Origin of the sequence: Neorhizobium sp. T25_27, from assembly GCF_002968565.1 — a bacterium.
GTDB classification, from domain to species: Bacteria; Pseudomonadota; Alphaproteobacteria; order Rhizobiales; family Rhizobiaceae; genus Neorhizobium; species Neorhizobium tomejilense.
On sequence record NZ_PVBJ01000006.1, the window covers coordinates 137,718 to 162,998 of the forward strand.

Here is a 25,281-nt window from a genome sequence, read left to right on the forward strand (position 1 = left end):
TCTCAGTCCTCTTCGACGAAGACCTGCTCGCGTTTCTTCTTCACACTCGGCAAGAAGACGATGACGAGGACGAGGGCCGCGAGGAAGAGAAGGGCCGCGCTGATCGGACGCGTGACGAATGTCGCAGGGTCGCCCCGCGAAAGGATCATCGCCCGTCTGAGATTCTCTTCCAGCAGCGGACCCAGCACGAAGCCGAGCAGCAGTGGCGCCGGTTCGCAGCGCAGCTTCAACAGCGCGTAGCCGATGAGGCCGAAGAAGGCGACGGCATAGAGGTCGTAGACGTTCGAGTTGACGCTGTAGACCCCGATCGAGCAGAAAGCCATGATGATCGGGAACAGCACGTAGTAGGGAATGGTGAGCAGCTTCACCCACAGCCCGATGAGCGGCAGGTTGAGGATGACGAGCATCAGGTTGCCGATCCACATCGAGGCGATGATGCCCCAGAAGAGGGCCGGCTGTTCGGTCGCCACGTTCGGGCCTGGAACGATGCCCTGGATGATCATCGCGCCGATCATCAGCGCCATGACCGGGTTGGCCGGAATGCCGAGGGTGAGCAGCGGGATGAACGAGGTCTGCGCACCGGCATTGTTGGCCGATTCCGGACCGGCAACCCCGGCAACCGCGCCGTGGCCGAATTCTTCCGGATGTTTCGAAACCTTCTTCTCGACCGTGTAGGACGCAAACGCCGCAAGGATGGCGCCGCCGCCCGGCAGGATGCCGAGGATCGAGCCGATGGCCGTGCCGCGCAGGACCGGGCCGACCATCGCCTTGAAATCCTCCCGCGACGGCATCAGTTCGCTGACCTTCGCCATCAGCACGGAGCGGGTTTTTTCGTTCTCGAGATTGCGCAGGATTTCCGCAATGCCGAAGACGCCGACCGCCACCGCCACGAAGTTCAGCCCGTCTGCATATTCGCGGATCCCGAGCGTGAAGCGTGGTGTGCCGGTGTAGATATCGGTGCCGACGAGACCGAGCAGCAGGCCGAGCGCCACCATCGCGAGCGCCTTGACGATCGAACCGTGGGCGAGCGCGATCGAGGAGACGAGACCGACCACCATCAGTGAGAAATATTCGGCCGCGCCGAACTGCAGCGCGATCTGGGTAAGCGGCGGCGCAAAGATCGCGACGAGGAAGGTCGACACGGTGCCTGCAAAGAACGAGCCGATCGCGGCGATCGCTAGAGCTGCTCCCGCCCGGCCCTTGCGGGCCATCTGGTAACCGTCGATGGCGGTGACGGCAGACGAGGACTCGCCCGGCATGTTGATCAGGATCGCCGTGGTTGAACCGCCATATTGTGCACCATAATAGATGCCGGCGAGCATGATCAGCGACGAGACCGGTTCAAGCTGGAAGGTGATCGGCAGAAGCATGGCGATCGTCGCCGTGGCCCCGATGCCGGGCAGCACGCCGATCAGCGTGCCGAGCAGCACCCCGATCAGGCAGAAGAACAGGTTTTCCAGCGATGTCGCCGTCGCAAAACCAAGCGCGAGATTATTGAAAAGATCCATCACTCAAACCTCAATAACCGAGCCAGGGCCCGAAACGGCGGAACGGAAGGCCGAGGCCATAGCTGAAGACGGCGACCGAGAAGACCGTCAGCGCCGCCGACAGGACGAGTGCGGTGAGCGGTTTCATGCGGCCCGAGGCGAAGGAGGCTATCAGTGCGGTGACGAAGATCGACGGCACGAAGCCCAGCCCGCGAACGGTAAGGCCGAAGAAGATCGGCGCCGGCAGGATGAAGACCATGCCCCGCAATGCGAGCGCCCCGATCGGCCCTCCGTCCACCCGCATCGACTGGATGAGGATGATCGCGCCGAACAGGATGAGCGCGCAGGCGAGGATGAACGGAAAATAGCCAGGTCCCATGCGAAACGCCGTACCGAGCTCCAGTTCGAACGACTGGTAGGCAAAGAACAGGCCTGTCGCGATCAGCAGCAGCCCGCAGATCAGATTGGCAGTGTCGAATTTCAGCGAATTCATGGTGTCTCCGTGAAGTGGGAGATGCTTTGCCGGAGGTGCCCTTCATCCGCTTGCCAGGCATCCCCTCCCCGCAGGGCGGGGAGAGGATCGGAGTTAGGGCAGACTGACCGCGGAAACCTTAGTCCGCGTACTGGCCGGCGGCATTGATGACCGGCTTCCAGCGGGCGATTTCGCCTTCGAGCTTGGCCTTCAGGGCTGCCGGGGTGGCGTCGCTGTCCGACGACGGCTCGGTACCGAGTTCGGCGAAGCGAGCGGTCACGTTCGGGTTCTTCAAGGCAGACTTGAGGGCCTTGTTGAGCTTGTCGATCGCGTCCTTCGGGGTGCCTTTCGGCGTGTAAAGACCATGCCAGATGCCGACCTGCATGTCCGGCAGACCGGCTTCCTTGACGGTCGGGATGTCCTTCAGGACGCCGAGACGTGCCGGGGACGTGACCGCATAGGCCTTTACCGTGCCGCCCTGGATCTGCTTGGTGGTGTTGGTGGTCTGGTCGCACATGATGTCGACCTGGCCGCCGAGAAGATCGGTCATCGCAGGACCGGTCCCCTTGTAGGGAACGGTGACGAGCGACGTCTTGATCGAGCTCATGAACAGCATGCCGCACAGATGCGAAGCGGCGCCGATGCCGGCGTTTGCAACGGTCACCTTGTCGCTGTTGGCCTTGGCATATTCGATGAGACCCTTGAGGTCGGTCGCCGGCATGTCCTTGCGGGCGAGAAGCGTCATCGGGACGTCGGTAACGAGGCCGACATAGTCGAAGGCGTTCAAGGTGTCGTAGGGCAGCTTGCGATAGAGCGAAGCGCTGGTCGCCATGCCGATATGGTGCAGGAGAACGGTGTAGCCGTCCGCTTCGGCATTCGCGACGCGGGCAGCGCCGAGCGTGCCGCCGGCGCCGCCGACGTTTTCAACGACGATCTGCTTGCCGAGATCCTTCGACATCGATTCAGCGACGAGGCGCGCGACGGTGTCGGTCGGGCCGCCGGCCGAAAACGGCACGATCATGGTGATCTGGCGCTCGGGATATCCCTGCGCATTCGCCGAAGCGGAGAAAAGGGAAAGCGCCGCAAGAGCGGTCGCGCCGATAAGGGCGTTCAGAATTTTCATCGGGGCTCCTCCAGGATGAAATGTGGCACAGCCGGCGCGCAAATTTCCTCCCGCGCCAACCTGAGGACCATCTGCGGCAGGGCGCGCAGCACGCGCAATCGTTGCGGAGGCCTTAAAACAGCATTTCCGTAAATACCGCGGCGCAACATGGGTGGATTCGGGAACAATCGGCAAAAAGCATGGGTGGAAATCCACACATGCCACCGTTATCAGCCGTCCCGGTCATCCTGCAGCATGTGCTCCGGACCGAGCAGTTTCTTGTCGAGCCCGTATTTCTGCATCTTTTCGTACAGTGTCTTGCGGGAGATGCCGAGGGATTCGTAGACTGGTCTCAGCGCGCCGCCATGCGCTGCGATCTCGCCGGCGATCAGGTTGCGCTCGAAGGCTGCAACCTTGTCGGCAAGCCGCCCTGCCCCATCCTTTGCGCCGCCGGTTTCGCCCGGCTTGGGATCGAGACCGAGCACCAGCCGGTCGGCGGCGTTGCGCAGTTCCCGGACATTGCCCGGCCAGTCGCGCTGGGCAATCGCCGAAATCACGTCGGCCGGCACTTCCATGTCATCGCGGCCATAGCGCGCCGCTGCCTCCCGCACCAACTGGAGGAAGAGAAGCGGAATATCCGATCGTCTCTGCGCCAGCGACGGCACATGGATGGTGGCAACATTGAGCCGGTAAAGAAGATCGGCGCGGAACCGGCCCGCCGCCACTTCCGCTTCCAGATCCACCTTGCTGGTGGCGATGAAGCGCACGTCGAGCGGCACGGTTTCGTTGGAGCCGAGCCGGGTGATGACCCGCTCCTGCAGTACGCGCAGGAACTTCGCCTGCAGGTCGACCGGCATCGAACCGATCTCGTCGAGCAGGATCGTGCCGCCGCGGCCATGTTCGAACTTGCCGTAACGGGGCCTCAGCGCGCCTGGAAAGGCGCCGGCCTCATGGCCGAAAAGCTCGCTCTCGATCAGGTTGTCGGGAAGAGCTGCGCAATTGATGGCGATGAAGGGCCGGTTGGCGCGCGAACTGATGTCGTGGAGGCCCCGCGCCACCACTTCCTTGCCGGCGCCGGTTTCGCCGATAATCAGCGTATCTGCATCCGTGGCGCCGATGGCGCGGATCCGATAGCGCAGATCGACCATGACCTGGGTGCGGCCGGGGAGCCGGGCTTCGACATCGTCGCGCTTGCCGGCAACGGCCCTCAGGCGGCGGTTTTCCAGCACCAGGCTGCGCCGGTCGAGCGCACGCCGGATGATGCCGGCGAGATGCTGCGGCGTGAACGGCTTTTCCAGAAAATCGTAGGCGCCTTCCCGCATGGCCTTGACCGCGAGCTGCACGTCGCCATGACCGGTGACTAGGATAACCGGGATTTCCGCATCGAGTTCGCGGATCTTCTGGAGCAGCGTCATCCCGTCGGTTCCCGGCATGCGGATATCGCTGACGACGACGCCGTCGAACCCGAAGCCCGTCAGTTCCAGCACATGATCGGCATTGGAAAAGGTCAGGACCGCCAGGCCGAAGAGCTCCAGCGCCTGCGCCGTCGAACGGCGCAGTTCCTCCTCGTCGTCGACCAGCAGAACCCTTTGCTCGCTCACTCGGCTGCCTCCAGAAGATTGCCGTCGGCAACTTCGAGTTCGATCCGGAAGACCGCGCCGCCGTCCGGATGATCGGCAACGCTCAGGCTGCCGCCGAAATCCTTGATGATGTTGTAGGAGATCGACAGACCCAGACCCAGACCCCTGCCGACGCCCTTGGTCGTGAAGAAAGGATCGAAGATGCGTTCGTGGATGGCCGCCGCGACGCCGGGCCCGCGATCGCGCACCGACACCATGACCCTGTTGCCCGCCTGCTCCGCGGAAACCGTGATCCGCCGGTCTTCGAGGCCTTCGACGGCATCGGCGGCATTGGTGATGATATTGACCAGCACCTGTTGAAGCCGCACCGCGCCTGCCTTGACCGCGGGAATGGCGGGATCGATCTCGATGTCCAGTTCCGCATCCGCCGCCTTCAGGCGCGCCGCGACGATCTCCAGCGTGTCGCGCATCACGTCGTCGAGCGCGACGGGCCCGAGCTTCTCGTTCGGCTTGCGGGCGAAGTTGCGCAAGTGCCTGCTGATCGACGCCATGCGGTCGATCAGCGCCGAAATGCGCCGGACATTGTCCCGCGCATCGTCGGTGCGTCCGAGATCGATCAGCACGCCGGCCGTTTCCGCATAGGTCTTGGCAGCGGCGAGAGGCTGGTTGAGTTCGTGTGACAGGGCGGCCGACATCTGTCCGAGGCCTGCGAGCTTGCCCGCCTGGATGAGGTCCGCCTGGGTCTGGCGCAACCGCTGTTCGGTGAGCCGCCGCTCGGCGATCTCCTCCTCGATGCGGCTGTTGACGCGGGCGAGATCTGCGGTGCGCTCGGCGACGCGGTGCTCGAGCTCGTTGCGCGCCTCGGCCTGCAGTATCAGGCGTTCGTTGAGCCGCGCACGACGCTGAAGGACGATGGCGAGCCCGAGGCCGGCAAGGCAGAGCGTCAAAAGTGCTGCAACCGCCGCGGTCTTCGCCTGGGTATGCACCGAGCCGGTATCCATCAGCACGTTGACGGTCCAGCCCGCATCCGGCATCGGTTGTGATACGACGAGATATTCCTTCTCGATCCCGCCGTCCCGGATGGTCATGACATCGCGCCCTGCGAAGCTGCCGCGCTCGACCGGCAATTCGCGGAGCTTGGCGTCCGCATATCGCCGCGACGCCTCGGTGCGGGCGATCCGGTCGGGCGTCAGCGGCAGGATGCTCGCATAAAGCCATTCCGGGCTGCCGGTCATGAAGATGATGCCTTCGGGATCCGACACGAAAATCCGGTCGTCACCGCCGCCCCAGGAGCCTTCGAGGCTGTCGATATCCACCTTGAAGACGATCACGCCGCGGATGGCGCCGCCGATCTCGATCGGGGAGCCGAAATAGTAGCCGCGCTTCAAAGACGTCGTGCCGAGCGCGTAGAAGCGGGACTGGCGACCCTCCGCCGCATCCTGGAAATAGGGCCGATAGGTGAAATTCTCGCCGACGAAGCTGACCGGGCTGTCATAATTGCTGGCAGCGATGGTCTCGCCGTCCATGGTCATCACATAAATGTCGGAGGATTTCAGAAGCCCGTTGATCTCCTTGAGATAGGTGTTGGTCGTCGCCCGCAGCGTCTCGTTCTTCGGATCGAGGATCACCGCCTCGATATTCTGCTGATCGGCGATCAGAGCCGGCAGCGCCTCGTAACGCTTCAGATGGCCGTCGAGCGCCGACACCGCCAGGCGCAGCGTCGTGCCCGCCTGGACCTCGGCCTCCTCGATATAGCCCCGCGCGAGGATATCGCTGCCCTTGAAGACCAGCGCAAGACCGACCGCCGCAAGCAGGGCCAAAGGCAGAAGAATACGATATCTCAACAGGCCCGGGTTCCTCCCATCTTTCCGCCGATTTCCGACGGACGGGCCTATTCTAACCGTTGGGCCGCGGATTTCCATCAGCACCGCCGCATGAATCGTCAAGCCGCAGCAGAGATACGCAATAAAAGGCGAGCATGTGGGCGTTATACAAGTTTTACTTGACCCGAAGTTTCCTGCGGAACAGTCTTGCGGGCTCGGGGTCAAGCCAACGCCAGGGCAGCATTAAGGGGGAATTCAATGATCTATATACTCGCACTTTTGATCGGTGTCGTCGCCGGCCTGCGCGCCATGACCGCACCTGCAGCAATTGCCTGGGCTGCCTATCTCGGCTGGCTCAATCTCTCCGGTTCCTGGCTCTCCTTCATGGGCACGATCTGGGCCGTCGGCATCTTCACCATCCTTGCCGTCGTCGAACTGGTCACCGATCAGCTCCCCTCGACGCCGAGCCGCAAGGTGCCGCAGCAGTTCGGCGCCCGCCTGATCATGGGGGCACTCACGGGCGCCGCGATCGGCACGCCCTACGGCGGTTGGATCGTCGGCCTCGTCGCCGGCATCATCGGCGCCGCAATCGGCACCTATGGTGGCGCCGCCGTCCGCGCCAAGCTCGCGGCCAGCTTCGGCAAGGATCCGCCGGCCGCCTTCATCGAGGACGCTGTGGCGATCGTCGCGGCCTACCTCATCATCGCGTCCCTGCCTGTCGCGGCCGCGGTATGAAGACCTTCGACGCAATCATCATAGGGGCGGGCCAGGCCGGCCCCTCACTCGCAGGGCGCTTCAACGACGCCGGCAAGACGGTTGCGATCATCGAGCGCAAACATGTCGGCGGCACCTGCGTCAATACCGGCTGCAAGCCAACCAAGACGCTCGTCGCCAGCGCCTATGCCGCCCATGTCGCCCGCCGCGGCAGTGACTACGGCGTGGTTCTCGACAGCCCCGTGAAGATCGACATGCCGGCCGTCATGCGGCGTTCGCACAAGGTGACGCTCGACTCGCGTCAGGGCAACGAGAGCTGGCTCGAGGGCATGCCGAACTGCACTCTGATCCGCGGCCATGCGCGGTTCGAGGATAAGAATACGATCCGCGTCGGCGACGAGCTTCTGACCGCGCCGCAGATCTTCCTGAATGTCGGCGGCCGTGCCGCAGTCCCGGATTTCCCGGGCGTCGGCGACGTGCCCTACATGACCAACAGCGACATCGTTCTGCTCGACCGGGTGCCGAAACATCTGGTCATCGTCGGCGGCAGCTATATCGGGCTGGAATTCGCGCAGATCTACCGCCGTTTCGGAGCCGAAGTGACTGTCGTCGAAAAAGGCCCGCGTCTCGTCGGGCGCGAAGACGAGGAAATCTCGCAAGCGATCCGCGAAATCCTCGAAGCCGAAGGCATCCATATCCGCACCGGCGCCGAATGCATCCGTTTCAGCAAGCATGAAGATGGCGTCGCCGTCGGCGTCGATTGCACCCAAGGCGCTCCGGAAGTGATCGGCTCCGACGTTCTGCTCGCGGTCGGCCGCCGTCCGAACACCGACGATCTCGGCCTCGACAAGGCCGGCGTCGAACTGGACGCCAAGGGCTACATCAAGGTCGGCGACGATCTCTCGACCAATGTCGAGGGCATCTGGGCGATGGGCGATTGCAACGGTCGCGGCGCCTTCACCCACACCGCCTATAACGACTTCGAGATCATCGCCGCCAACCTCTTCGACGGAGAGAGCCGCAAGGTCTCCGACCGGCTGGTCGGTTACGCCCTTTATATCGACCCGCCGCTCGGCCGGATCGGCATGACCGAGGCAGAGGCGCGCAAATCCGGCCGCAAGGTTCTGGTTGGCCGCCAGTCCATGGCAAGGGTCGGCCGCGCGGTCGAAAAGGGCGAAACGCAGGGCCTGATGAAATTCGTGGCCGATGCGGACACGCACGAGATCCTCGGCGCCGCCATCCTCGGCACCGGCGGCGACGAATCGATCCACGGCGTGCTCGACATGATGAATGCCCGCGCCACCTACGATACGCTGCGCTGGGCGGTGCCGATCCATCCCACGGTCTCGGAATTCTGGCCGACCGTGGTGCTCGGAATGAAGCCTGCCTGAAACCCTATTTGGGACACGACTACAATTTTATCGATCGCCTGAAGCGGCCGGCAAGCATTTCCGACTATGACCGTGAGCATCGGTGTCCCTGTTGATGATGGAAACAGATGTGCGGTTTTGCGGGCTTCGTCGGTGAGGCATTCGGCTCCGGAAATCCGGAGGCTCTGCTGTCTTCCATGGCACAGGCGATCGTCCATCGCGGGCCGGACGGACAAGGCGCGTTCGCCTCGCTCGGCATCGGCCTTGCCCATGTCCGGTTGTCGATCGTCGGGCTTTCCGACGGCCAGCAGCCGATGACGGATGCCGACGGCCGCTTTACCATCGTCTTCAACGGCGAGATCTTCAACTATGTCGAACTGCGCGACGAGCTGAAGGCGCGCGGCGTCACCTTCCGCACCGGCAGCGATACGGAAGTCCTGCTGCAGCTTTACGCGACCTATGGCGAGGCCTGCCTCTCGCGCCTCAACGGCGATTATGCCTTCGCGATCTGGGATCACCGCGAGCGCCGGCTGATGCTCGCCCGCGACCGGATGGGGGTCAGGCCACTCTTTTATACGGAGCACAAGGGTTCGCTGTATTTCGCCTCGGAGATCAAGGCGCTGCTGCAAGTGCCCGGCATCGAGGCCGAACTCGATCCCGTGGCGCTCGACCAGATTTTCACGCTCTGGACGCCGATCGCGCCGCGCACCGCTTTCAAGGGCGTTCTCGAACTCGAACCCGGCCACCTGATGATCGCCCAAAATAGCCGAACCGAGACCCGGCCCTATTGGGTACTCGATTTTCCGGACGCGGGCGATTATTCCGAGATCGACCAGTCGGTCCGAGAAGAGGAGTTGCGGGCGCTGCTGACCGATGCGACGCGGCTGCGCATGCGCGCCGACGTGCCCGTCGGCGCCTACCTCTCCGGCGGACTGGACTCCTCGCTGATCGCGGCGCTCGCCGCACCGATGGCTCCGAATGGCCTCAACACGTTCTCGGTGACCTTCGACGATGCCGAACACGACGAAAGCGCCTTCCAGCGGCAAGTCGCAGAAGCGCTCGGCACCCGTCACCACGCCGTCGCCAGCGGCTCGGCCGATATCGCCGCAAGTTTCCCGGATGTGATCCGTTTCACCGAACGGCCGGTCCTGCGCACCGCGCCTGCGCCGCTCTACCGCCTCTCGGGCCTTGTCCGCGATGCCGGAATGAAGGTGGTGCTGACCGGCGAAGGCGCCGACGAGGTATTCGCCGGCTACGACATTTTTCGCGAGGCACGCGTGCGCCGTTTCTGTGCCCGCCAGCCGGGATCGAAGATGCGGCCACATCTTTTCCGCAAGCTCTATCCCTATTTGCCGGGGCTGAAGCAGCAGTCGGCGGAATATCTTGCCGCTTTCTTCGGCGCCGGCAACGATCCGGCGGGCGATCCGCTGTTCTCCCATCGCCCGCGCTTCCGCTCGACGGCCGCCGCCAAGATCTTCTATTCCGACGAACTCCGCGCCACGCTCGGCAGCTATGATGCGGCCGAAGAACTTGCCTCCCGACTGCCGGCGAATTTCTCCCGCTGGCACCCGCTGCATCAGGCTCAATATCTCGAAAGCCGTTTCCTGCTACCCGGCTACATCCTGTCGAGCCAGGGCGACCGCATGGCGATGGCGCACGGTATCGAAGGCCGTTTCCCCTTCCTCGACCACAGGCTTGTGGAATTCGCCAGTCGCCTGACGCCGGGCATGAAGCTCAAGGGCCTCGACGAAAAGCACATCCTGCGCCGTGTCGCCAGGGACCTGCTGCCGGATGTCATCCGCAAGCGTCCGAAACAGCCCTATCGCGCACCGGACAGCCGTTCCTTCACCGGCAACGACGCGCAGGCTTATGTCGGCGAGATGCTGGGCGAACAGGCAATCGCTGCCTCAGGCCTCTTCAATCCGAAGGCCGTTGCAAAACTCCATCAGAAATGCCGCCTGGCTCCGGTCTCCGGGTTCCGCGACAACGCCGCTTTCGTCGGCATATTGTCCACCCAGCTTTGGCTGAAGGGTTTTACCCGATCCGCCGCGGACGAGGCGCATCCCGTTCGCAAGGCTGCTTATTAGCTGTTGAAAATCTTCAATTAACTTAAAATTCACGTCAATTCGGCATGATCGCCAGAGTGTGTCCAATTGTAGGTTCTTTCGCTGTGGCGGAAGGGCGGAGGTAGTCCATGTACGAGCCGAAGGAGCCACATACTCGGCGGTCGGCATCGGTCCGGGCGTTGCGTCGTCGCAGCGAATACCAGAGCTCCCTCCTGGATCATCCAGTCGTTGAAGAAGAACCGGAAGAACGCCCCTCGCCGCGCAACCGGCCTCGTCCTTCTTCGGTACCTGACTATCGAACCCGTTCGGACTATTATCGTGAGCCGCCCGCCCACGAACGGGAAGATGACGACCGGATGCGATACGAGGACATTCCGTTTGAAAAACGGATCGAGGCACAGCTACACAGCCTGACCGATATCCATTTCACCGATATCATCCGCTGGCTGCGCAAGGGCTTTCTGCGGATCATCGCCGCCGCGATCCTTGGCGCCGTGCTCGCGCTGCTCTACGCCGCCATTGCCTCGCCGCGCTATACCGTCAGTACGGAGATCATCATCGATCCCTCCAACCTGAACCTCGTTTCCGACGACGTCTTCTCCGCCAACCCGCAACGGGATTCCCAGCTTCTGGAAGTCGAGAGCAAGTTGCGGGTGCTGACGTCGCGCAACGTGCTGACCAAGGTCATCGACGATCTCAACCTCACCGAAGACCCGGAATTCAACCGTCCCGGACGGCTCGACGGATTGCGCCGCCTCATCTCGTTGCCGACCGCGCCCGAAAACAGGCAGTTGAGCGTCCTGCGCCAGCTCGAAAAGCAGATTACCGCGACCCGCGACGACGGCTCGTTCGTCGTCGTCCTTTCGGTCTGGACGGGCGACGCCGACAAGTCGATCAAGCTGTCGAACGCGATCGTCTCGGCCTTCGAAGGCGAATTGTTCAAATCCTCATCGAATAGCGTCGGTCAGCTTGCGATCGGGCTCAACAGCCGGCTTGACGAACTGCGCCGCTCTGTGACGCAAGCCGAGGAGAAGGTCGAGCAGTTCAAGCGCCAGAACGACCTGCAATCGACCGCCGGCGAACTCACCAGCACCCGCATTTCCGGCGCTCTCGATACCCAGGTTCTCGACGCCCAGCAGCGGCTGATCCAGGCCGATACCCGCTATAAGCAGCTCCAGGCGGCCTATGCCGACAGGCGGGTTGCGAATTCGGCGGTGTTCGATTCTGCCAGCATGGTCACCCTGCGCGCCAGCTATAGCGCGTTGCAGCAGCAGATCAGTTCGATGACGCTCGTCTACGGCAGCCGGCACCCGCGCCTCGTCGCTCTGCAGTCGGAGCTCGCTTCCGTCGACCGTGCTATCTCCGAGGAAGCCGCCCGTCTTCTCCAGTCCGCCAAGACCGATGTCGACCAGGCAAACAGCGCTCTTCAGGAACTGCGCCGCAAGTCCGACGCTTCAAGATCGACCGTGTTTACCGAAAACGATGCGCAGGTGCGCCTGCGCGAACTGGAGCGGGACGCCCGATCCAAGGCCGCCGTTTACGAAACCTATCTGTCGCGGACGCACCAGATCAGCGAGCGCCAGCAGATCGACACCAGCAATGTCCGGGTGATCTCGCCGCCGGTGCCGCCGCAGTCGAAGAGCTGGCCGCCGAGCTCGGTGCTGCTGCTGATCGGAGGGGCTTTCGCCGGCGCCATTTTCGGCGTGCTGATGGCACTCACACTCGGCCTGTTCGGCCATATGCGCGAAGCCGGCCGCGAGTTCGCCTGAAGCTTCTACTTCTTCGGAACCAGCGCCTCGTACAATTCCGGCAGCCATGACTTGGAGGTTGGGTCCCAGGGGCCGAATTCGTGGGATGCGAAATCCCAATAGGCCCAGCTCATGCCGCGTCTCTCGATCTCTTCCCGCATGATCCGCGTATAGGTCACCCGGTCGGGATAATAGGCGAGCGAATTGGAGCCGAATTCCCCGACGAAGATCGGCCGGTCGTTCTTTTCCCCCCATTCGACCGCCATGTCGAGCGGCGTCCTGATCTCCTCGATCTGCGCCTTCTCGCAGCAGGAAGTTCCAAGCCAAGGCCTGGATCCTTCGATCCAGCTGGCGCCCTGCATCGTGAATTTGAACGGCGCATAATTGTGTATGGTAACGATCAAGCGGCGGTCGTCTGGAGGCAGCGCCAGCTTCTCGAGCCCCCAGGCCGTGCTCCATTCCGCCGGGTCGACAATCAGGAAGCGGTGAGGATTAGTCTTGCGGATCACCCCAAGCGCCTTGGCGAGCAGATCGTTCCAGACCTCCTCCGTCTTGCCATGCGGTTCGTTGTAGATCTCGAACAGCACCTTGTCGTTGGGCAGGCTCTGATATCGCCGTGCGAGCTGTTCCCAGATCGCCAGGAAACGCTCGCGGCTCTTCTCCACGCCGATCGCGACCTCCTCCGCCTCCAGGGGATCGCCATCCATCTCGTGATAATGGTGGAAGTCGATGATGATGTTGAGGCCCCGGGACAACGCGTTGTTGACCGCAAAGTCGACCCGCTTCATGAAAGCCTCGTCGAGCTTGTAGGGTTCCGAAAGGGCCGCATGGCTGCTGAAACGGACCGGCAGCCGGATGGTCTGGAACCCGCCTTGCCTGACGGCCTCGAACAGCTCGGTGGAAAGCCGGCCTCCCCAGGCACCTTCGCTCGGCGCCTCCAGCGTCCCCCCGAAATTGACCCCTCGCCCCAGCGCCTTGCTCTGCTCGGCCGCCGTCAACCCGGCAAGTTCAGGGGCGCGGGCTTCGGAAAACGGCTTCAGCACGAAATTCTGCGCCTGCGCACCGGCAATTCCGATCGCCATCAGCATGAGAGATCCGGCAAGCCGACAAAATATTCCCAGCATTCGAAATCTCCACTGGCGCCTGCAAGCCTGCCAAGGATTGCAGGATGAGCGCCAAGTTCTGGTTCGATACCGTCAAGGTCAAGCGACCCACCTAAATTTATGCAGTTATGATGAATGGCCGAAATCTCGCAACGTCGCAGTCACGGGCTTCGAAGCCGGGCTTCGGCCACTCCGACGAACGTCGCAGCAATGGCCGCCGGATATGGATGCTGGCGAGATTCGGCGGTTTCTGTTACGATTCGCCCGCGAAAAGAACGCGGCGGCGGGTGGATGGCGAGAGACACGGACGAAGTTGCGTCTTCTGGAAATTTCGGCGCAAAGCTGCTGTTCTGCTGTGTCGGGTGCTTCTACTGGATCACCCTGACGCCTTTCGTCGACACAAGCCTCAATCCTGCCCTGGCGAAACCTGCTCTCTGGAGCCAGCTGCTCGCCTATATGCTGTTCCTGATCGTGGTTGTCTATGCGATGACCCCCAGGGTGCGGAGCGTCATCTTCCAGCCCCGCCTGCTGCTTGCGTTCGTATTCGGGTGGCTGTTTCTGACGGCGGCACTTTCAGTCGACCCGCTCGGTGCCGTCAGGCGCGTCCTGATTGCCCTCACCGTCTGCATCAGCGCCAGCGCGTTTCTGATGCTGCCGAAAGGCGAGAGCCAGTTTGCAAGGCTTGCCGGCGGCGGTGTGATGCTGATCGTCGGCCTTTGTTATTTCGGCGTGCTGTTTCTTCCGAGGCTTGCCGTCCATCAGCTGACCGACTTTCTCGAGCCGCAGCATGCCGGGCTCTGGAAGGGAATTTACGTCCAGAAGAACGAGACCGGCGTCGTCATGGCGCTCTCCTGCTTCGTCGGCATCTACCTGATGTCGGCATGGTCCCGGATCATCGGACTGCTGGTCATTGCTGCGAGCAGCCTGTTCCTGCTGAAAACCGGCGCCAAGACCTCGACCGCCATGCTGCCCGGCATCTTCATCCTCAGCATTTTCTTCGAGCGCTGGCGCTGGATTCGCGTTCCCGTCGTCTTCGGCGGGGTCGGCCTGCTCAACCTGGCGACCGTCGGCGTTTCGACGATCGCGCCGCTGAGGGAGATCGTCGCGGCAACCGGCATCGATACCACCTATACGGCACGCGCCGACATCTGGCGGCTGGCACTCGATGCTATTGCACAGAGTCCGATCACCGGTTATGGCTTCGGCTCTTTCTGGGGCGCGGAGAGCCTCGTCAACAGCGACATGCGCACCTTGAACTGGGCCGTGCGCGCGGTGGATGCCCACAATGCCTATGTCGATGCCGCGATGAACGCCGGCATACCGGGATTGATATTGATGGTGATATGGGTCTTGGCTACTCCCCTTAAAAATCTGGCGGCAATCGACGCCGCAAAGAACTTCACGCCGCTGACGAGGCTTTTCTTGAGGATCTGGCTTTTCTCGATCTTCCTCGCCTGCCTCGAAAGCGTATTCCTTGCCCGGTCGGGGCCAATCTGGTTCACGATGATGGTTGCCATGTTCGGCCTTGGTTACCAGGCCCGCTACCGCATCATAGCCTCGAGGAAGGCCGAGCCCGCCTATGGACCAGCGTACGCCTGAAATGTCCGAGCAAGCACCGGTAAAACAGCGGCAGCGAACGTCTGCCTTCGGTATAGAGTTCTCCACCTGGGACGCCCGCAGGATCGTCGACACGATCGTTAACGAACCGGTGCCGCTCGGTGAAGGCCTGCGGCTGCTGGTGACCGCCAATCTCGATCACATCGTGCAGCTGAACAGGAACCCCGCCTTCAGGGCCGCCTACGACAAGGCCTGGCTGACCACCGTCGACGGAGCCCCCGTGCTCCTCTATGCGCGGCTGCGCGGACTGGCCGTCCCCGGCCGCATCACCGGCGCCGATCTGTTTCCCGAGATCATCGAGCGCCTGAAGCCGGGCACCCATCGGCCCCTGCTCCTATGCTCGAGCGAAACCACGGCAGCGATCCTCGACGACAAGCTGAAGACGCTCGGTTTTTCCGAGCACGTCATCGTCACCGCCCCTCCGGCTTTCGAGCAGAACGAGGTGTTTGGCCGGGAACTGGTGTCCAAGCTTCGGGAAAACCGGGTGACCCATATCTTCTTCGGCATCGGCGCGCCCAAATCCGAAATCTGGATGGACAAGCACCGCGCCGACCTTCCCGATTGCTACGGCTTCGGTTTCGGCGCCGGGCTTGATTTCTATGCCGGCGTCAAATCGCGTGCTCCGGTCTTCCTGCGGAAAGCCGGGTTGGAATTCCTCTGGCGCGTCGCGACCGAGCCGCGCCGCCTGGCACGGCGATATTTCGTCACGTCCTGGGCATTCTGCTGGGCCGTCTATAAGGATCTGACGGCCGACCGACCGGGCACGGACAAGACCCGTTAGGCGACCCCGATCCGCTTCAGCGTATCGATCACCGTCTCGACCTTGATGCCGCGCCGGCGCACCTTGTCGACCACCTGCGAGAAGAAAGCCGGCGAACAGCCGATATTCGTCGGGTCCTCGCGCACGTCGTGGGTATAGAAGATCAGCCAGCCGCAGCGCCGCTCGACATCGTCCAGCATCCTGTCGATCGAAGCGGAATCGTTGCTGCAATCATAGAGCTCCTGCGCCTTCAGATGGGCAAGGTCGATGAGGCCGGAATTGGTGCCGACCTTGATGCCGCGCAGGCCCGGATAGTGATGCATCAGCGCCAGCTTGGACGGGACCGAAATCATTCCGAAGGGATACGCGAAGGAAACCGGCTTTGCGGAGCCGACGATCCGGGCGATTTCCTCGTCGTTTCGCCTGACATCGGCCATGAGGTCGCGACGGGGCGTTTTCTGGACATTGATATGGCCATGGGTGTGACCGCCGATCTCGTGTCCCCTGTCCGAAAGTGTCGCGACCATCTCCTCATCGACGATCAGCTGGCCGTTTTCGACGCGCTGCATCAGGCCGCTTGCAAGATAGAACGTGCCGAGCATGCCGGCGTCTTCAAGAGCGGGCGCCGCATTTTCGAAGACCGAGACAGGAAAGTCGTCGAACGTGAAAGCAACCACAGGCGCATCCAGCTTCAACAGGTGCGGTCGAAAATATACGTGCCGCCCGATCTTGCGGGATACTCCCGCCAGTATCTCGGAACCGGACATCTCCCAGAGTTTCGGCTTTTTCATCTACCCCCATCCATTGCAGTCGGATCTCCCAGAGCTTCAGAACATAATGTCAAATACTTACGGTTGTCTCAATCTCCGGCGCCGCAGAAACGGCATTTCCCGCGATCCCTGCTGCCTGAAGAAGATGGATGAACCTTTCGGCCGATTTCTCGACGCTGAACTCCGCGGCCCGGGCTTGGAGAACCGCGCTTTCGGGCGGCTGTTCGAGCGTCGTCGCCATGGCCTGCGCAAGCGCGGTCGCGTCACCGACCGGCACCAGCTGCCCAAGCCTGCCGCCCTGCAGGATCTCGCGCGGACCGTAAGGCGCATCCGTCGCGACGACGGGCACGCCGCAGGCCATGGCCTCGATCAGTGCGTTCCCCAGCCCCTCATGCGAGGAGGACGATACGAAAAGCGAAGCCTGCGACACGATCGACAACGGGTCTGGATTGTGTCCCGGCAAGCTGACGTCCTGCGATAGATTTAGCGCTTCGACAAAGGCCTCCAGGTTGCCGCGTTCATCGCCTTCCCCGACGATCGTCAGCCGGGCCTCGCGCATCTGCCTGAGTTGCGCGAAGGCCTCGATCAGCGTCGCATACCCCTTTTCCGGGGAGAGCCTGCCGACCGAGACGATGTGGCCCGGCTCCGGGGCGCGGCCCAGTTGCTCTATCCGCCGCCGCATCTGCGGTGTCAGCACGGCATTGGTCCCTAGATTGGCGACTTTCGCGGCCGGCACCCCGAAACGGTCGATGAGGTCGTTTCGCGCACCGGCCGTCAACGTCAGGACGAGATCGGCGCGCGGATAGGCAAACCGGATCAGCCTGTAGGCCAGCCGGTTCTGCCAGTAGGGATCGCCGGTTCGCGCCTGCAGGGGGCTTGCCACCTCGCGCAGGACGATCGACGGCCGCGTTTCCCTCGCTAGCCCTCGCGAGGCCAGGACCACCAGGACATTCGCCGCCGCCTCGGAAGACACCAGCGCCCTCGGACGCCCCGTGACCAGCAACCTTCGCAATGCGGCGGGCGCAAAGGCGAGGCGCAGTTTGCGGCCGTTGCCGAGATCGATAACGGGCACGTCGGCGCGGATCAGGTCCCGCAACGGCCCCGAACTCTGAAGTGTAACGATTGCGCTTGGAAATCCCTGGCCCTGCAGTTCGTTTGCCAGCAGGATGGCGTCGCGTTGGGCACCGCCGCCATCGAAACCACGCACGAGAAAGCAGATTCGGGCTGCGACCGGATCAACAATCCGAGAGCTTTTCATAATCATCACATGCCCTATGATTATTGAGTTTGTTCCTGCTAAGGAAGGATCTACGTCACTCCCGGCGATCGGGCCTACCCTAGAGGGTTAGCGGTTAATTCTGACCAAATGCATATTATTGGGCGACAAAATTGAGCGATAGACATGCCTCGGTGTATTTAGCCTCGCGGGCGACCTCGGCCATCATCAATCTCGTGTCGGTTTCCATCTTCACGCGCATGACCAGCGCCGAAGTGTACGGCCAGTATATTGTCGGGTTTTCGATATGCATGATGGTCTACAGCCTGGGCGTCCAGTGGATCGTATTCGCCCATTTCGGGCGATACGACCCCAAGGAAGCCGACCGACTCGCAGGCGCGCTGCTGCTGGTTTCAGGGGTGGTGATGTTGCCGGCGATCGGCTTCATATACCTGTTCTACCTGTTGGGAACATTGCATGCCGATGTTGCGGTCAGCAGCAGCCTGCTGGTGGTGTGCTTCACCTTGTATTTCGTCGCAATCGAAATCAGCCGCGCCCACCTTCTTGTCCGGCTTGTTGCAATCGCGACCATCGCCCGCGCCGTCTTCTCGCTGTTGTTCGGTTACATCGCCGTCCTCGAATTCGACACGCCCGGCGCATTGCTGGCAGGCGTGGGGCTCGGTTATGCGCTGGGCTCCGTGCCGGTTTTCCGGCATTTCAGCCGCACCATATGGGCGTCCGGCTTCGTCTGGCCTAGGGGCAGCGACGTGCGGCGGATGTGGCGCTACGGCTGGCCGCTTGCCATCGCCTTCGGCGCCTCGGCTGCCGCCATGAACGTCGACCGGCTGCTGCTGGCGGGCCTCTACAATACCAGCACCGTCGCCCCTTACGGGACCGTACTCGACCTCATGAAGCAGACGTTCCTGGTCTTGGCCGAGGCGATCAGCGCAGGATATATTTCGAGCGCCAAGAACTTCCATACGGAGGGGAAAGGGACCGAAGCGCGGCATACCCTCAAGCGCGCCTTCATAACGCATTGCTATATCGTCATTTTTGGCACCGCGTCCTTTATCCTGCTCGGCGACGTCATCTTCGGGATCCTGCTCGCCCCGAGCTATCTGCCGGTCGTCACCCAGATCATGCCGATCCTGCTCGTCGCAAATGCCATTCTCGTCATGCGCGCCCACTATTTCGGCCAGATCATTTATTTCAGCGGGACAACAAACCTGGAACTGGTCGCATCCGTCGCTATGTTGGCGGTCACCGGAACGCTGAGCTACCTGCTGATCCCTTCATACGCGGCGATGGGCGCCGCCATCGCCTTTACGCTCGGGCAGGCGGCGGCGCTGTTGATCTGCCTGGTCTACGCGTCGGGAAACCTGCGCATGCCTCTCGACCTGCCCCGGGGGGGCCTGCTGCTGGCTCTCGGCATAGCTGTGGTCGCCGTCGGCAAAGGTGTCCAGCTCCTGGCGGAAGAGCCGGCTGCAAGCGCCATCAACTTCGTCCTGATCGGCATCGCCAGCGCCTATATCGCGCTGCGCTGGAACCTGTTCGACGCCCGCTCGCTGCTTCAACGCTTTTATCCGCGACGCGGTTAGACGCCGCTCTCGGACTGCAGGAAATTCGTATAGCGCTCCAGCATGAGCTCCCGGCTGTGATGCTCTCGATGCAATCGCGCGAAATCGTTCCGAAGCTGCGCATCCGGATAATTCGCGGCGAGATCTTTGACCGCATCGGCAAGGCTGGCCGCATCGCAGGGCGGATGGAACCGCGTCATGGCTGCGTTCTCGTGCGCGTCGCCGATGCACAGCACCTCCCGCAGAACCGGGAGATCGGACGCGACGACCGGCAGCCCGGCCATCGATGCCTCCACCCCGGCAAGGCCGAAAGTTTCCCAGATCGACGGGAACACATAGATATTTCCGGCCGTCAGGATGTCGCCGAGAGCATCCCGCTCGATAGAGCCGACCAGATGGAAGCGCTCCGCGACACCCAGAGCGCGCGCTTTTTCCTCCAGCGCCAACCGGTTCGGGCCGTCGCCGGCGATGATCAGATGCATGCCCGGCAGCATCCCGAGCGCATCCACCAGGACTGCGTGATCCTTCTGATCCACCAGCCTCCCGGTCGCGACCAGCACGAAAGCATCTGGTGGAATGGAAAGGCGCTGCCGCCAATCGACCGCTGCGCGAGCCGGCGGAATGGGATCGACACCATGCGGGATCAGGATGAACCGCCGCCGGTAGGCAGCAGGCCATTTGCCGAACGACGCGCTGGTGGAAACGGAATTCGATACAAAATGAGTGAATATCCCGGCCGAACCGAACAGCCAGTCAAGTGCCTTCCAATGCCGGCGAATACCTTCCGGCGCCGCGGTGTGATGGGCGGCGCGCACCGGCACGCGGCCCAGAAAGCCGAAAAAGCCGCCGAAGACGGAGGCCGCAGCCTGGTAGGTGAAGATCGCGTCGTATTTACCCGACAGGATGGTCCAGCCAAGGCGTGCGAGATTGCGAAGCGTGGCGACCGTTCCATGACCGGTGTCGAGAGGCAGCGTCTGCACCTCGAAACCGCGGGCGTGCAAGCCGGTCTCCACCATCTGCACAAGGGTACGCACGCCCCCCATCTTGTCATGGGTTACGAGTTGGAGAATCCGCTTCCCCGAAGGAATTAGGGTATCGGCAGCTTTTGGAAAAGCTGAGCTGAATTCGTGCCTCATGCGCCGGACCCTAGGGCTGAAATCTTAAAATCTGTGCAGGGAGATCGTTCAGATTTCTCCTATCCGACTTTTCGCGGATCAAAAACTCGCCTGCGCGGTTCTACCCTTTGAGTGAAAACAAGAGCCAGGAGACAGACATGATGGCCAAGGCGAGTTCGAAGCGGATTGGCGCGGGAGCGCAGGGGAAAAACAGCGGAAACGGGGCCATGACAGATGTCGATAAGGCGATCCTTCCCGAAAACAAAGTGCTGTCGAACCGGGACAAGGCACAGCATTCGAGGGAACGCGGACTGGATGGCAAAACGGTGCAGACCGAACAGTTTCACGATCACGAGGCGAACCATCTTAACGACTGAAAAATCACTTACATTCGCGACTGCTTGAGAAAGGATTTCGAGCAATCCACTGCTGCGTCCACCCCGCTTTCCTCCCTTGCAAAGTGGAAGAGAAGTAGTAGTCTTTGGCTATCGCCGGCTGATGACAAGAGCGCGCTGGCGACTGGAAGACAGGAAGCGCTTTCGCCACCATTTGGGAGGCTGAAAAGATGAATGCAGCAGTCCTGACCAACACTTTCGAACCGACGGAACTGGCATTTCTTCAACGCCTGTTCGACGAGATCTGCGCAGAGCGTGGACTTGCCGGCGGCAGCCTCGCCGCGAACAATCTCGCAGCACAGATCATCCAGCTTTATCAACAGGGCGTACGCGATCCACGAGATATGCAGATCCATCTGGATCCGGACGCACCCTTGAGAACCTGACCTCCCGCGCCAGCCGCCATCGCAGCGGCTGGCCACCCTCCTTAGCGCTCGCCACTTATCTCTTTGCCATCAGGTCACGTTCGTCACGCATCAGGAATATGCGGGTGATGGCGTCGAGATTGGCTTCCAGCCAGTTGGCCATAGCGATCTCCTCGCCAAGGATGCGTTCGAAAACCGTCTTCGCCTCCATTTCATCCAGCTCGTCGGCCGCTGCAATCAGGACCCGGTAGCTGGCGATTTCCATGTGCTCAAAGGCATAGCTTGCCATCGCTCCCTTGACGACCTCGTCACTGGTCAACATGCCGCCGACACCCTGCGCCTTGGCCGCCAGTTTCGCCGCCATGTCCTTGAGCGCCAAAGCGCTGCCGGTTGCCGAAAAATGATCGAGGAGCGTCTTCAGCGCCTGGGCGTGTTCCTCGGTCTCATGCAGGTGCTGTACGATACGGGCCTTGAGGTCGGGATAACTCTCGATTCGCCGGGATTGCGCGGTAAGCGTAGTGATCGCCTGTTCCTCCATGGCATGGGCGGCACGTAGCCACGCGAGGAAATTGTCTCGGGCATGGGTCATTCGCTTCTCCTCGCAAATTGGTCGCCCAGATCGATTGCTTTTGGGAACGTAAGGCAACCGGATTCAACCCCTGAAAGCATGCGAAGTTCCTCTTCACCTCGATGCTTGGAACATTGCCGCCCTTTGCGAATTGTCCAGTAGTAAATTCACGAGCCATAAAGGCGAAGATCATGTCACGCGAGATGAGGGCAAATTCCATCATCGGAGGGATCACCATAGTGCTCCTCCTGATGGCCGTTGGTTATTATTTCACCGGCGGGTCGGATGATACGGCGCAGGCTCCGGCACCTCCTGCGGCAACCGATAGGGCGCAGACTCCGACTCCGGGAACAGACCCGACCAGCACCGGCTCCACGAACCCTTAGGGTCAATTTGCGAGGAACAATCGCCATGCCGGGCGGTTGTGAGATGAGTAACAGGGAGTTTTCCATGATACCCGATCCTCGCGAACCAAGTGAACGCCCGCCCATGCCGGCGCCCATCTGGAAGCCGGACCCACCGATCGACGAACCGGAACCGGATCGGCTGCCGGATGAGACGCCGTTGCCTAATCCCGACGAAAATCCCAATCCGCCAGTCTATATGCCGCCCGGCAATCTGGCCTCCAGTTGAAGAGGTACCGGCGCGAAAGCGCCGGTAGATCGATCATGAATATCCATGGCCATACACGTGCAGAGCACAGGCAAGCGCAGGACGAGAGGCCGCAAAAACCGATGACCCGCGGGCTGTGGAAGCTGATGGGTGCGGCAGCTCTCATCCTTCTCGGGCTCATTGTTGCAATGGAAGCCTTCAGAGACGGCAACAGCAATTTCATTGCGCCCAACCCGGCTCAGCAAACGGTTATCGAGTAACGCCCTCACCTTCCACTCCATCCGGCCACTCCATCCAGCTATGTGCGGGAATACAGCCTTGGAACAAAGGACAAAATCCGCGCGTTCATCTGCCATTCCATGATGAGGTGGCCAGGTGGATGTAGCGACGCAATCGATCCTTACGCGGGATACAGGATTCTCATTCGAACCCATCATCCGGCCCGGCCGGAACGCCTGGCGCAGAGCGAAGGCGGAAAAGCTCGCCTTCCTGATCGATGGCGACGACTATTTTCGCCGGCTGGATCAGGTCTTGAGGCTGGCGGAACGTTCGATCTTCATTATCGGCTGGGATTTCGATCCGGACATCGTCCTTCGTCCGCGCGACCCGGACGGCGAAACACTCGGTGCTCTGCTGCATAAGATGGTCGAGGAGAAGCCCTCGCTTGAAATCCGCATCCTGGTCTGGGGCATGGGGCCTGTTTATTCCGGCAAGAGCCTCAAGATGTTCGGCAAGATGGATTGGAAAGACCATCCGCGCATCTCCCTGCATTTCGATTTCGACCATCCGCTGCGCGCCAGCCATCATCAGAAAATCGTCGCGATCGACGACCGGACCGCCTTCCTCGGCGGCATCGACCTGACCGCCCGCCGCTGGGACGACCGCAGCCATGCGATCGACAACCCGCTGCGCCGGGCGCCGGACGGAACCACCTACGGCCCCGTCCACGACATACAGACGATCGTGACCGGCGATACGGCAAAGCTGATCGGCGACGTCGCACGCCGCCGGTGGAAAAAGGCGACACGCCAGGTCCTTTCACCGCTCGATGTGCCGGGCATAAATGCCTGGCCAGCAGACCTGGAACCGGCGCTGACCGACTGCAACACCGGCTTGGCACTCACCGAGGCGTGGAAATGGAAAGGCCATCGCGGCCACCGCGAGGCGATCAGGCTGACCCACGACGCGCTGAAGGCGGCCAGACGCCATCTCTATATCGAAACGCAGTATCTCGCCTCCTTCGGCGTGGCGCGAACTCTCGCCAGGCGGTTGAGGAAAGCCGACGGCCCGGAAATCCTCGTGATCGTCACGCGCGAATCCCATGGCTTCCTGGAAAAGCTGATGATGGGCCACAACCGCAACCGGCTGATTCGTCGCCTCAAGCGCGCAGATCGTTATGGACGTCTGCGGGTTTTCTTTGCCGCCGTTTCCGACGGCAACGGTGGCGAGCAGGAGATCATCGTTCATTCCAAGCTGATCATCGTCGACGACCAGTTCGTGCGGGTCGGCTCTTCCAATCTCAACAACCGCTCCGAAGGGCTGGACACCGAGGCGGACCTTGCGATCGAAACGTCGGACCCGGCAGGCAGGCAGGCAATCGCCGCGCTCCGCAACGCGCTGATCGCCGAACATCTCGACGCCCAGCCGGCAGAAGTTGCGCGGATCATCGCGGAAACCGGCTCCGTTCTGGCGGCCGTCGACCGGCTGAACGTCAAGCCGCGCGGCCTGCGGAGCTACGACGTAGATACGGACAAAGGCGAAACGGAATCTTTGGTCGGCACGGGGATCATCGACCCGAAACAGCCCTTCTGGCCGATTCCGGAAATCAAGGCTGGTCTCAGGCGGCTTTTCGCCCGCCTGTCACATCACCGTCTGCTCTAGGAACTTGCCGCCCCGATGACGATAATAAGCCTCGGTGACGAGAAATGTCGGCACGCCGATCGTGAGCGGCACGAAAAAATAGAGGACCCGGAAGGCGATCAGCGCGCCGATCGACGCGGATGTCGGCAGGATTCCGATCATGGTCGCCTCCAGTACGCCGAGCCCGCCCGGCACATGGCTGAGCAGCGCGGCTATGTTGGCGGTCACATAGGCGCTGGCCACAGCCAGGTAACCGGCATCGGTAAAGCTCGCCAGAAGCTGCTGGATGGAAGCCGTGACGCAAGCGAAGTTCAGCGTGCCGATGACGATCTGGCTGAGCGCCAGCTGTATCGCCGGCGGTTCGAAACGCCAGTTGCGCACGACAAGAGGACGGCGCACGAAGGCGCAGATCAGCAGATAGGCGGCAGGGCCGGCCAGGCAGAGAAGCCCGGCCGCCAGCCGTGCCGTGCGGTCGAGGCCCAGCAGGTCCGCCGCGTCACGGGGCTGGAGCAGCAGCGCCAGCCCGGCCAGCGTTCCGAGACCGAGGCCGACGGTCACCCCGCAGAAGACGATGACCTTGGCGATGTCCTCGCCGGTCAAACCCCAGCGCGTGTAGAACCGGTAGCGCACGGCACCGCTGCTCAGCGCAGAAAGCCCGACATTGTGGCCGATCGACAGCGCAGTGAAGGACGCGAGCGAGGTCTGCCGCAAAAGAAGCGGCTTGCCTACATACCGCACGGCAAGCGCATCGAAGCCGCCGAGGCAGAGATAGGAAAGGATGACGAAGAAAAATGCGGTCGCGAGCCGGAAAGCGGCGATCGACCGGACCGATTCCTCGATCTCGTCGACCGTGTAGCGGCCGAGGCTGCGATAGACGAGGAAGGCCGCCAGGCAGATCGCGACGCCGATCAGAAACTTGAGCAGATGGCGTCTGGCGATCATGGTCCCTCTCGTAAACGAC

23 protein-coding genes are annotated in these 25,281 nt (G+C 62.1%); 12 read left to right on the forward strand and 11 right to left on the reverse strand.

The features are described from left to right. Positions 1-2 precede the first annotated feature (2 nt). From C5J24_RS18330 to C5J24_RS18350, 5 genes are all read right to left on the reverse strand, one after another. On the reverse strand, positions 3-1,508 hold the full coding sequence (locus tag C5J24_RS18330; protein WP_046666458.1) for a tripartite tricarboxylate transporter permease: 1,506 nt from the start codon (positions 1,506-1,508) through the stop codon (positions 3-5). Positions 1,509-1,518: 10 nt separating this feature from the next. Then, entirely contained in the window at positions 1,519-1,980 is a 462-nt protein-coding gene (locus C5J24_RS18335; protein WP_105399994.1) for a tripartite tricarboxylate transporter TctB family protein, read from the reverse strand. Between the two features lie 118 nt (positions 1,981-2,098). Next, a complete protein-coding gene (locus C5J24_RS18340) occupies positions 2,099-3,082 on the reverse strand; it encodes a tripartite tricarboxylate transporter substrate-binding protein (RefSeq protein ID WP_105399993.1) in 984 nt (327 codons plus the stop codon). Between the two features lie 209 nt (positions 3,083-3,291). Continuing rightward, complete coding sequence (locus C5J24_RS18345; protein WP_046634323.1) at positions 3,292-4,662, reverse strand: sigma-54 dependent transcriptional regulator; 1,371 nt, start codon at positions 4,660-4,662, stop codon at positions 3,292-3,294. After that, positions 4,659-6,485, reverse strand: a complete 1,827-nt coding sequence (locus C5J24_RS18350) for a sensor histidine kinase (RefSeq protein ID WP_245446692.1) — start codon at positions 6,483-6,485, stop codon at positions 4,659-4,661. Before C5J24_RS18350 ends, C5J24_RS18345 begins: the two co-directional genes overlap by 4 nt. A gap of 237 nt (positions 6,486-6,722) precedes the next feature. Between C5J24_RS18350 and C5J24_RS18355 the strand changes: the two genes are divergently transcribed. From C5J24_RS18355 to C5J24_RS18370, 4 genes are all read left to right on the forward strand, one after another. Further along, positions 6,723-7,199: a DUF4126 family protein gene (locus C5J24_RS18355; RefSeq protein WP_105419856.1), complete on the forward strand. Its 477-nt coding sequence runs from the start codon at positions 6,723-6,725 to the stop codon at positions 7,197-7,199. Further along, complete coding sequence (locus tag C5J24_RS18360) at positions 7,196-8,569, forward strand: FAD-containing oxidoreductase (protein WP_105419858.1); 1,374 nt, start codon at positions 7,196-7,198, stop codon at positions 8,567-8,569. The genes C5J24_RS18355 and C5J24_RS18360 overlap by 4 nt, the downstream gene beginning before the upstream one ends. A gap of 107 nt (positions 8,570-8,676) precedes the next feature. Beyond that, complete coding sequence (gene asnB, locus C5J24_RS18365) at positions 8,677-10,635, forward strand: asparagine synthase (glutamine-hydrolyzing) (protein ID WP_105419860.1); 1,959 nt, start codon at positions 8,677-8,679, stop codon at positions 10,633-10,635. 107 nt (positions 10,636-10,742) lie between these two features. After that, positions 10,743-12,383, forward strand: coding sequence for a GumC family protein (locus C5J24_RS18370; protein WP_245446694.1), 1,641 nt, complete (start codon positions 10,743-10,745; stop codon positions 12,381-12,383). Between the two features lie 5 nt (positions 12,384-12,388). Here C5J24_RS18370 and C5J24_RS18375 read toward each other — a convergent pair whose 3' ends face one another. Next, complete coding sequence (locus C5J24_RS18375; protein WP_105419863.1) at positions 12,389-13,486, reverse strand: glycoside hydrolase family 5 protein; 1,098 nt, start codon at positions 13,484-13,486, stop codon at positions 12,389-12,391. A 270-nt stretch (positions 13,487-13,756) separates the two neighbouring features. Here C5J24_RS18375 and C5J24_RS18380 point away from each other — a divergent pair, with 270 nt between their 5' ends. Then, entirely contained in the window at positions 13,757-15,064 is a 1,308-nt protein-coding gene (locus C5J24_RS18380; protein ID WP_172724033.1) for an O-antigen ligase, read from the forward strand. Continuing rightward, positions 15,045-15,863, forward strand: coding sequence for a WecB/TagA/CpsF family glycosyltransferase (locus C5J24_RS18385; protein ID WP_105419867.1), 819 nt, complete (start codon positions 15,045-15,047; stop codon positions 15,861-15,863). The genes C5J24_RS18380 and C5J24_RS18385 overlap by 20 nt, the downstream gene beginning before the upstream one ends. Here the strand turns inward: C5J24_RS18385 and C5J24_RS18390 are convergent. Beyond that, positions 15,860-16,633 (reverse strand): polysaccharide deacetylase family protein, encoded by a 774-nt coding sequence (locus tag C5J24_RS18390; RefSeq protein ID WP_046634313.1) that lies wholly within the window; start codon positions 16,631-16,633, stop codon positions 15,860-15,862. The two genes, C5J24_RS18385 and C5J24_RS18390, sit on opposite strands and share 4 nt — an antisense overlap. Positions 16,634-16,682: 49 nt before the next feature. Beyond that, positions 16,683-17,870 (reverse strand): glycosyltransferase, encoded by a 1,188-nt coding sequence (locus C5J24_RS18395; RefSeq protein ID WP_172724034.1) that lies wholly within the window; start codon positions 17,868-17,870, stop codon positions 16,683-16,685. A 131-nt stretch (positions 17,871-18,001) separates the two neighbouring features. On the opposite strand from C5J24_RS18395, the gene C5J24_RS18400 reads away from it, so the two are divergent. Beyond that, positions 18,002-19,426 carry a lipopolysaccharide biosynthesis protein gene (locus C5J24_RS18400; protein WP_172724035.1) on the forward strand — a complete coding sequence of 475 codons (1,425 nt, stop codon included), beginning with the start codon at positions 18,002-18,004 and terminating at the stop codon, positions 19,424-19,426. Here C5J24_RS18400 and C5J24_RS18405 read toward each other — a convergent pair. Further along, positions 19,423-20,439, reverse strand: a complete 1,017-nt coding sequence (locus tag C5J24_RS18405; protein ID WP_172724036.1) for a glycosyltransferase family 4 protein — start codon at positions 20,437-20,439, stop codon at positions 19,423-19,425. The genes C5J24_RS18400 and C5J24_RS18405 overlap by 4 nt on opposite strands. A gap of 242 nt (positions 20,440-20,681) precedes the next feature. On the opposite strand from C5J24_RS18405, the gene C5J24_RS18410 reads away from it, so the two are divergent. Then, positions 20,682-20,897 (forward strand): hypothetical protein, encoded by a 216-nt coding sequence (locus C5J24_RS18410; protein WP_105420132.1) that lies wholly within the window; start codon positions 20,682-20,684, stop codon positions 20,895-20,897. A 188-nt stretch (positions 20,898-21,085) separates the two neighbouring features. Beyond that, complete coding sequence (locus tag C5J24_RS18415; RefSeq protein WP_046628810.1) at positions 21,086-21,301, forward strand: hypothetical protein; 216 nt, start codon at positions 21,086-21,088, stop codon at positions 21,299-21,301. A gap of 55 nt (positions 21,302-21,356) precedes the next feature. Here C5J24_RS18415 and C5J24_RS18420 read toward each other — a convergent pair whose 3' ends face one another. After that, positions 21,357-21,869: a ferritin-like domain-containing protein gene (locus tag C5J24_RS18420; RefSeq protein WP_105403033.1), complete on the reverse strand. Its 513-nt coding sequence runs from the start codon at positions 21,867-21,869 to the stop codon at positions 21,357-21,359. Between the two features lie 429 nt (positions 21,870-22,298). On the opposite strand from C5J24_RS18420, the gene C5J24_RS32395 reads away from it, so the two are divergent. The 3 genes from C5J24_RS32395 to C5J24_RS18435 all read left to right on the forward strand — a co-directional run bounded on the left by C5J24_RS32395 (position 22,299) and on the right by C5J24_RS18435 (position 24,341). After that, positions 22,299-22,481 (forward strand): hypothetical protein, encoded by a 183-nt coding sequence (locus C5J24_RS32395; protein WP_046608292.1) that lies wholly within the window; start codon positions 22,299-22,301, stop codon positions 22,479-22,481. A gap of 35 nt (positions 22,482-22,516) precedes the next feature. Further along, entirely contained in the window at positions 22,517-22,720 is a 204-nt protein-coding gene (locus tag C5J24_RS18430) for a hypothetical protein (RefSeq protein ID WP_105419876.1), read from the forward strand. A gap of 115 nt (positions 22,721-22,835) precedes the next feature. Continuing rightward, complete coding sequence (locus C5J24_RS18435) at positions 22,836-24,341, forward strand: phospholipase D-like domain-containing protein (RefSeq protein WP_105419878.1); 1,506 nt, start codon at positions 22,836-22,838, stop codon at positions 24,339-24,341. On the opposite strand, the gene C5J24_RS18440 is transcribed toward C5J24_RS18435, so the two are convergent. Next, complete coding sequence (locus C5J24_RS18440) at positions 24,321-25,262, reverse strand: lysylphosphatidylglycerol synthase domain-containing protein (protein ID WP_105419879.1); 942 nt, start codon at positions 25,260-25,262, stop codon at positions 24,321-24,323. The genes C5J24_RS18435 and C5J24_RS18440 overlap by 21 nt on opposite strands. Positions 25,263-25,281 lie beyond the last annotated feature (19 nt).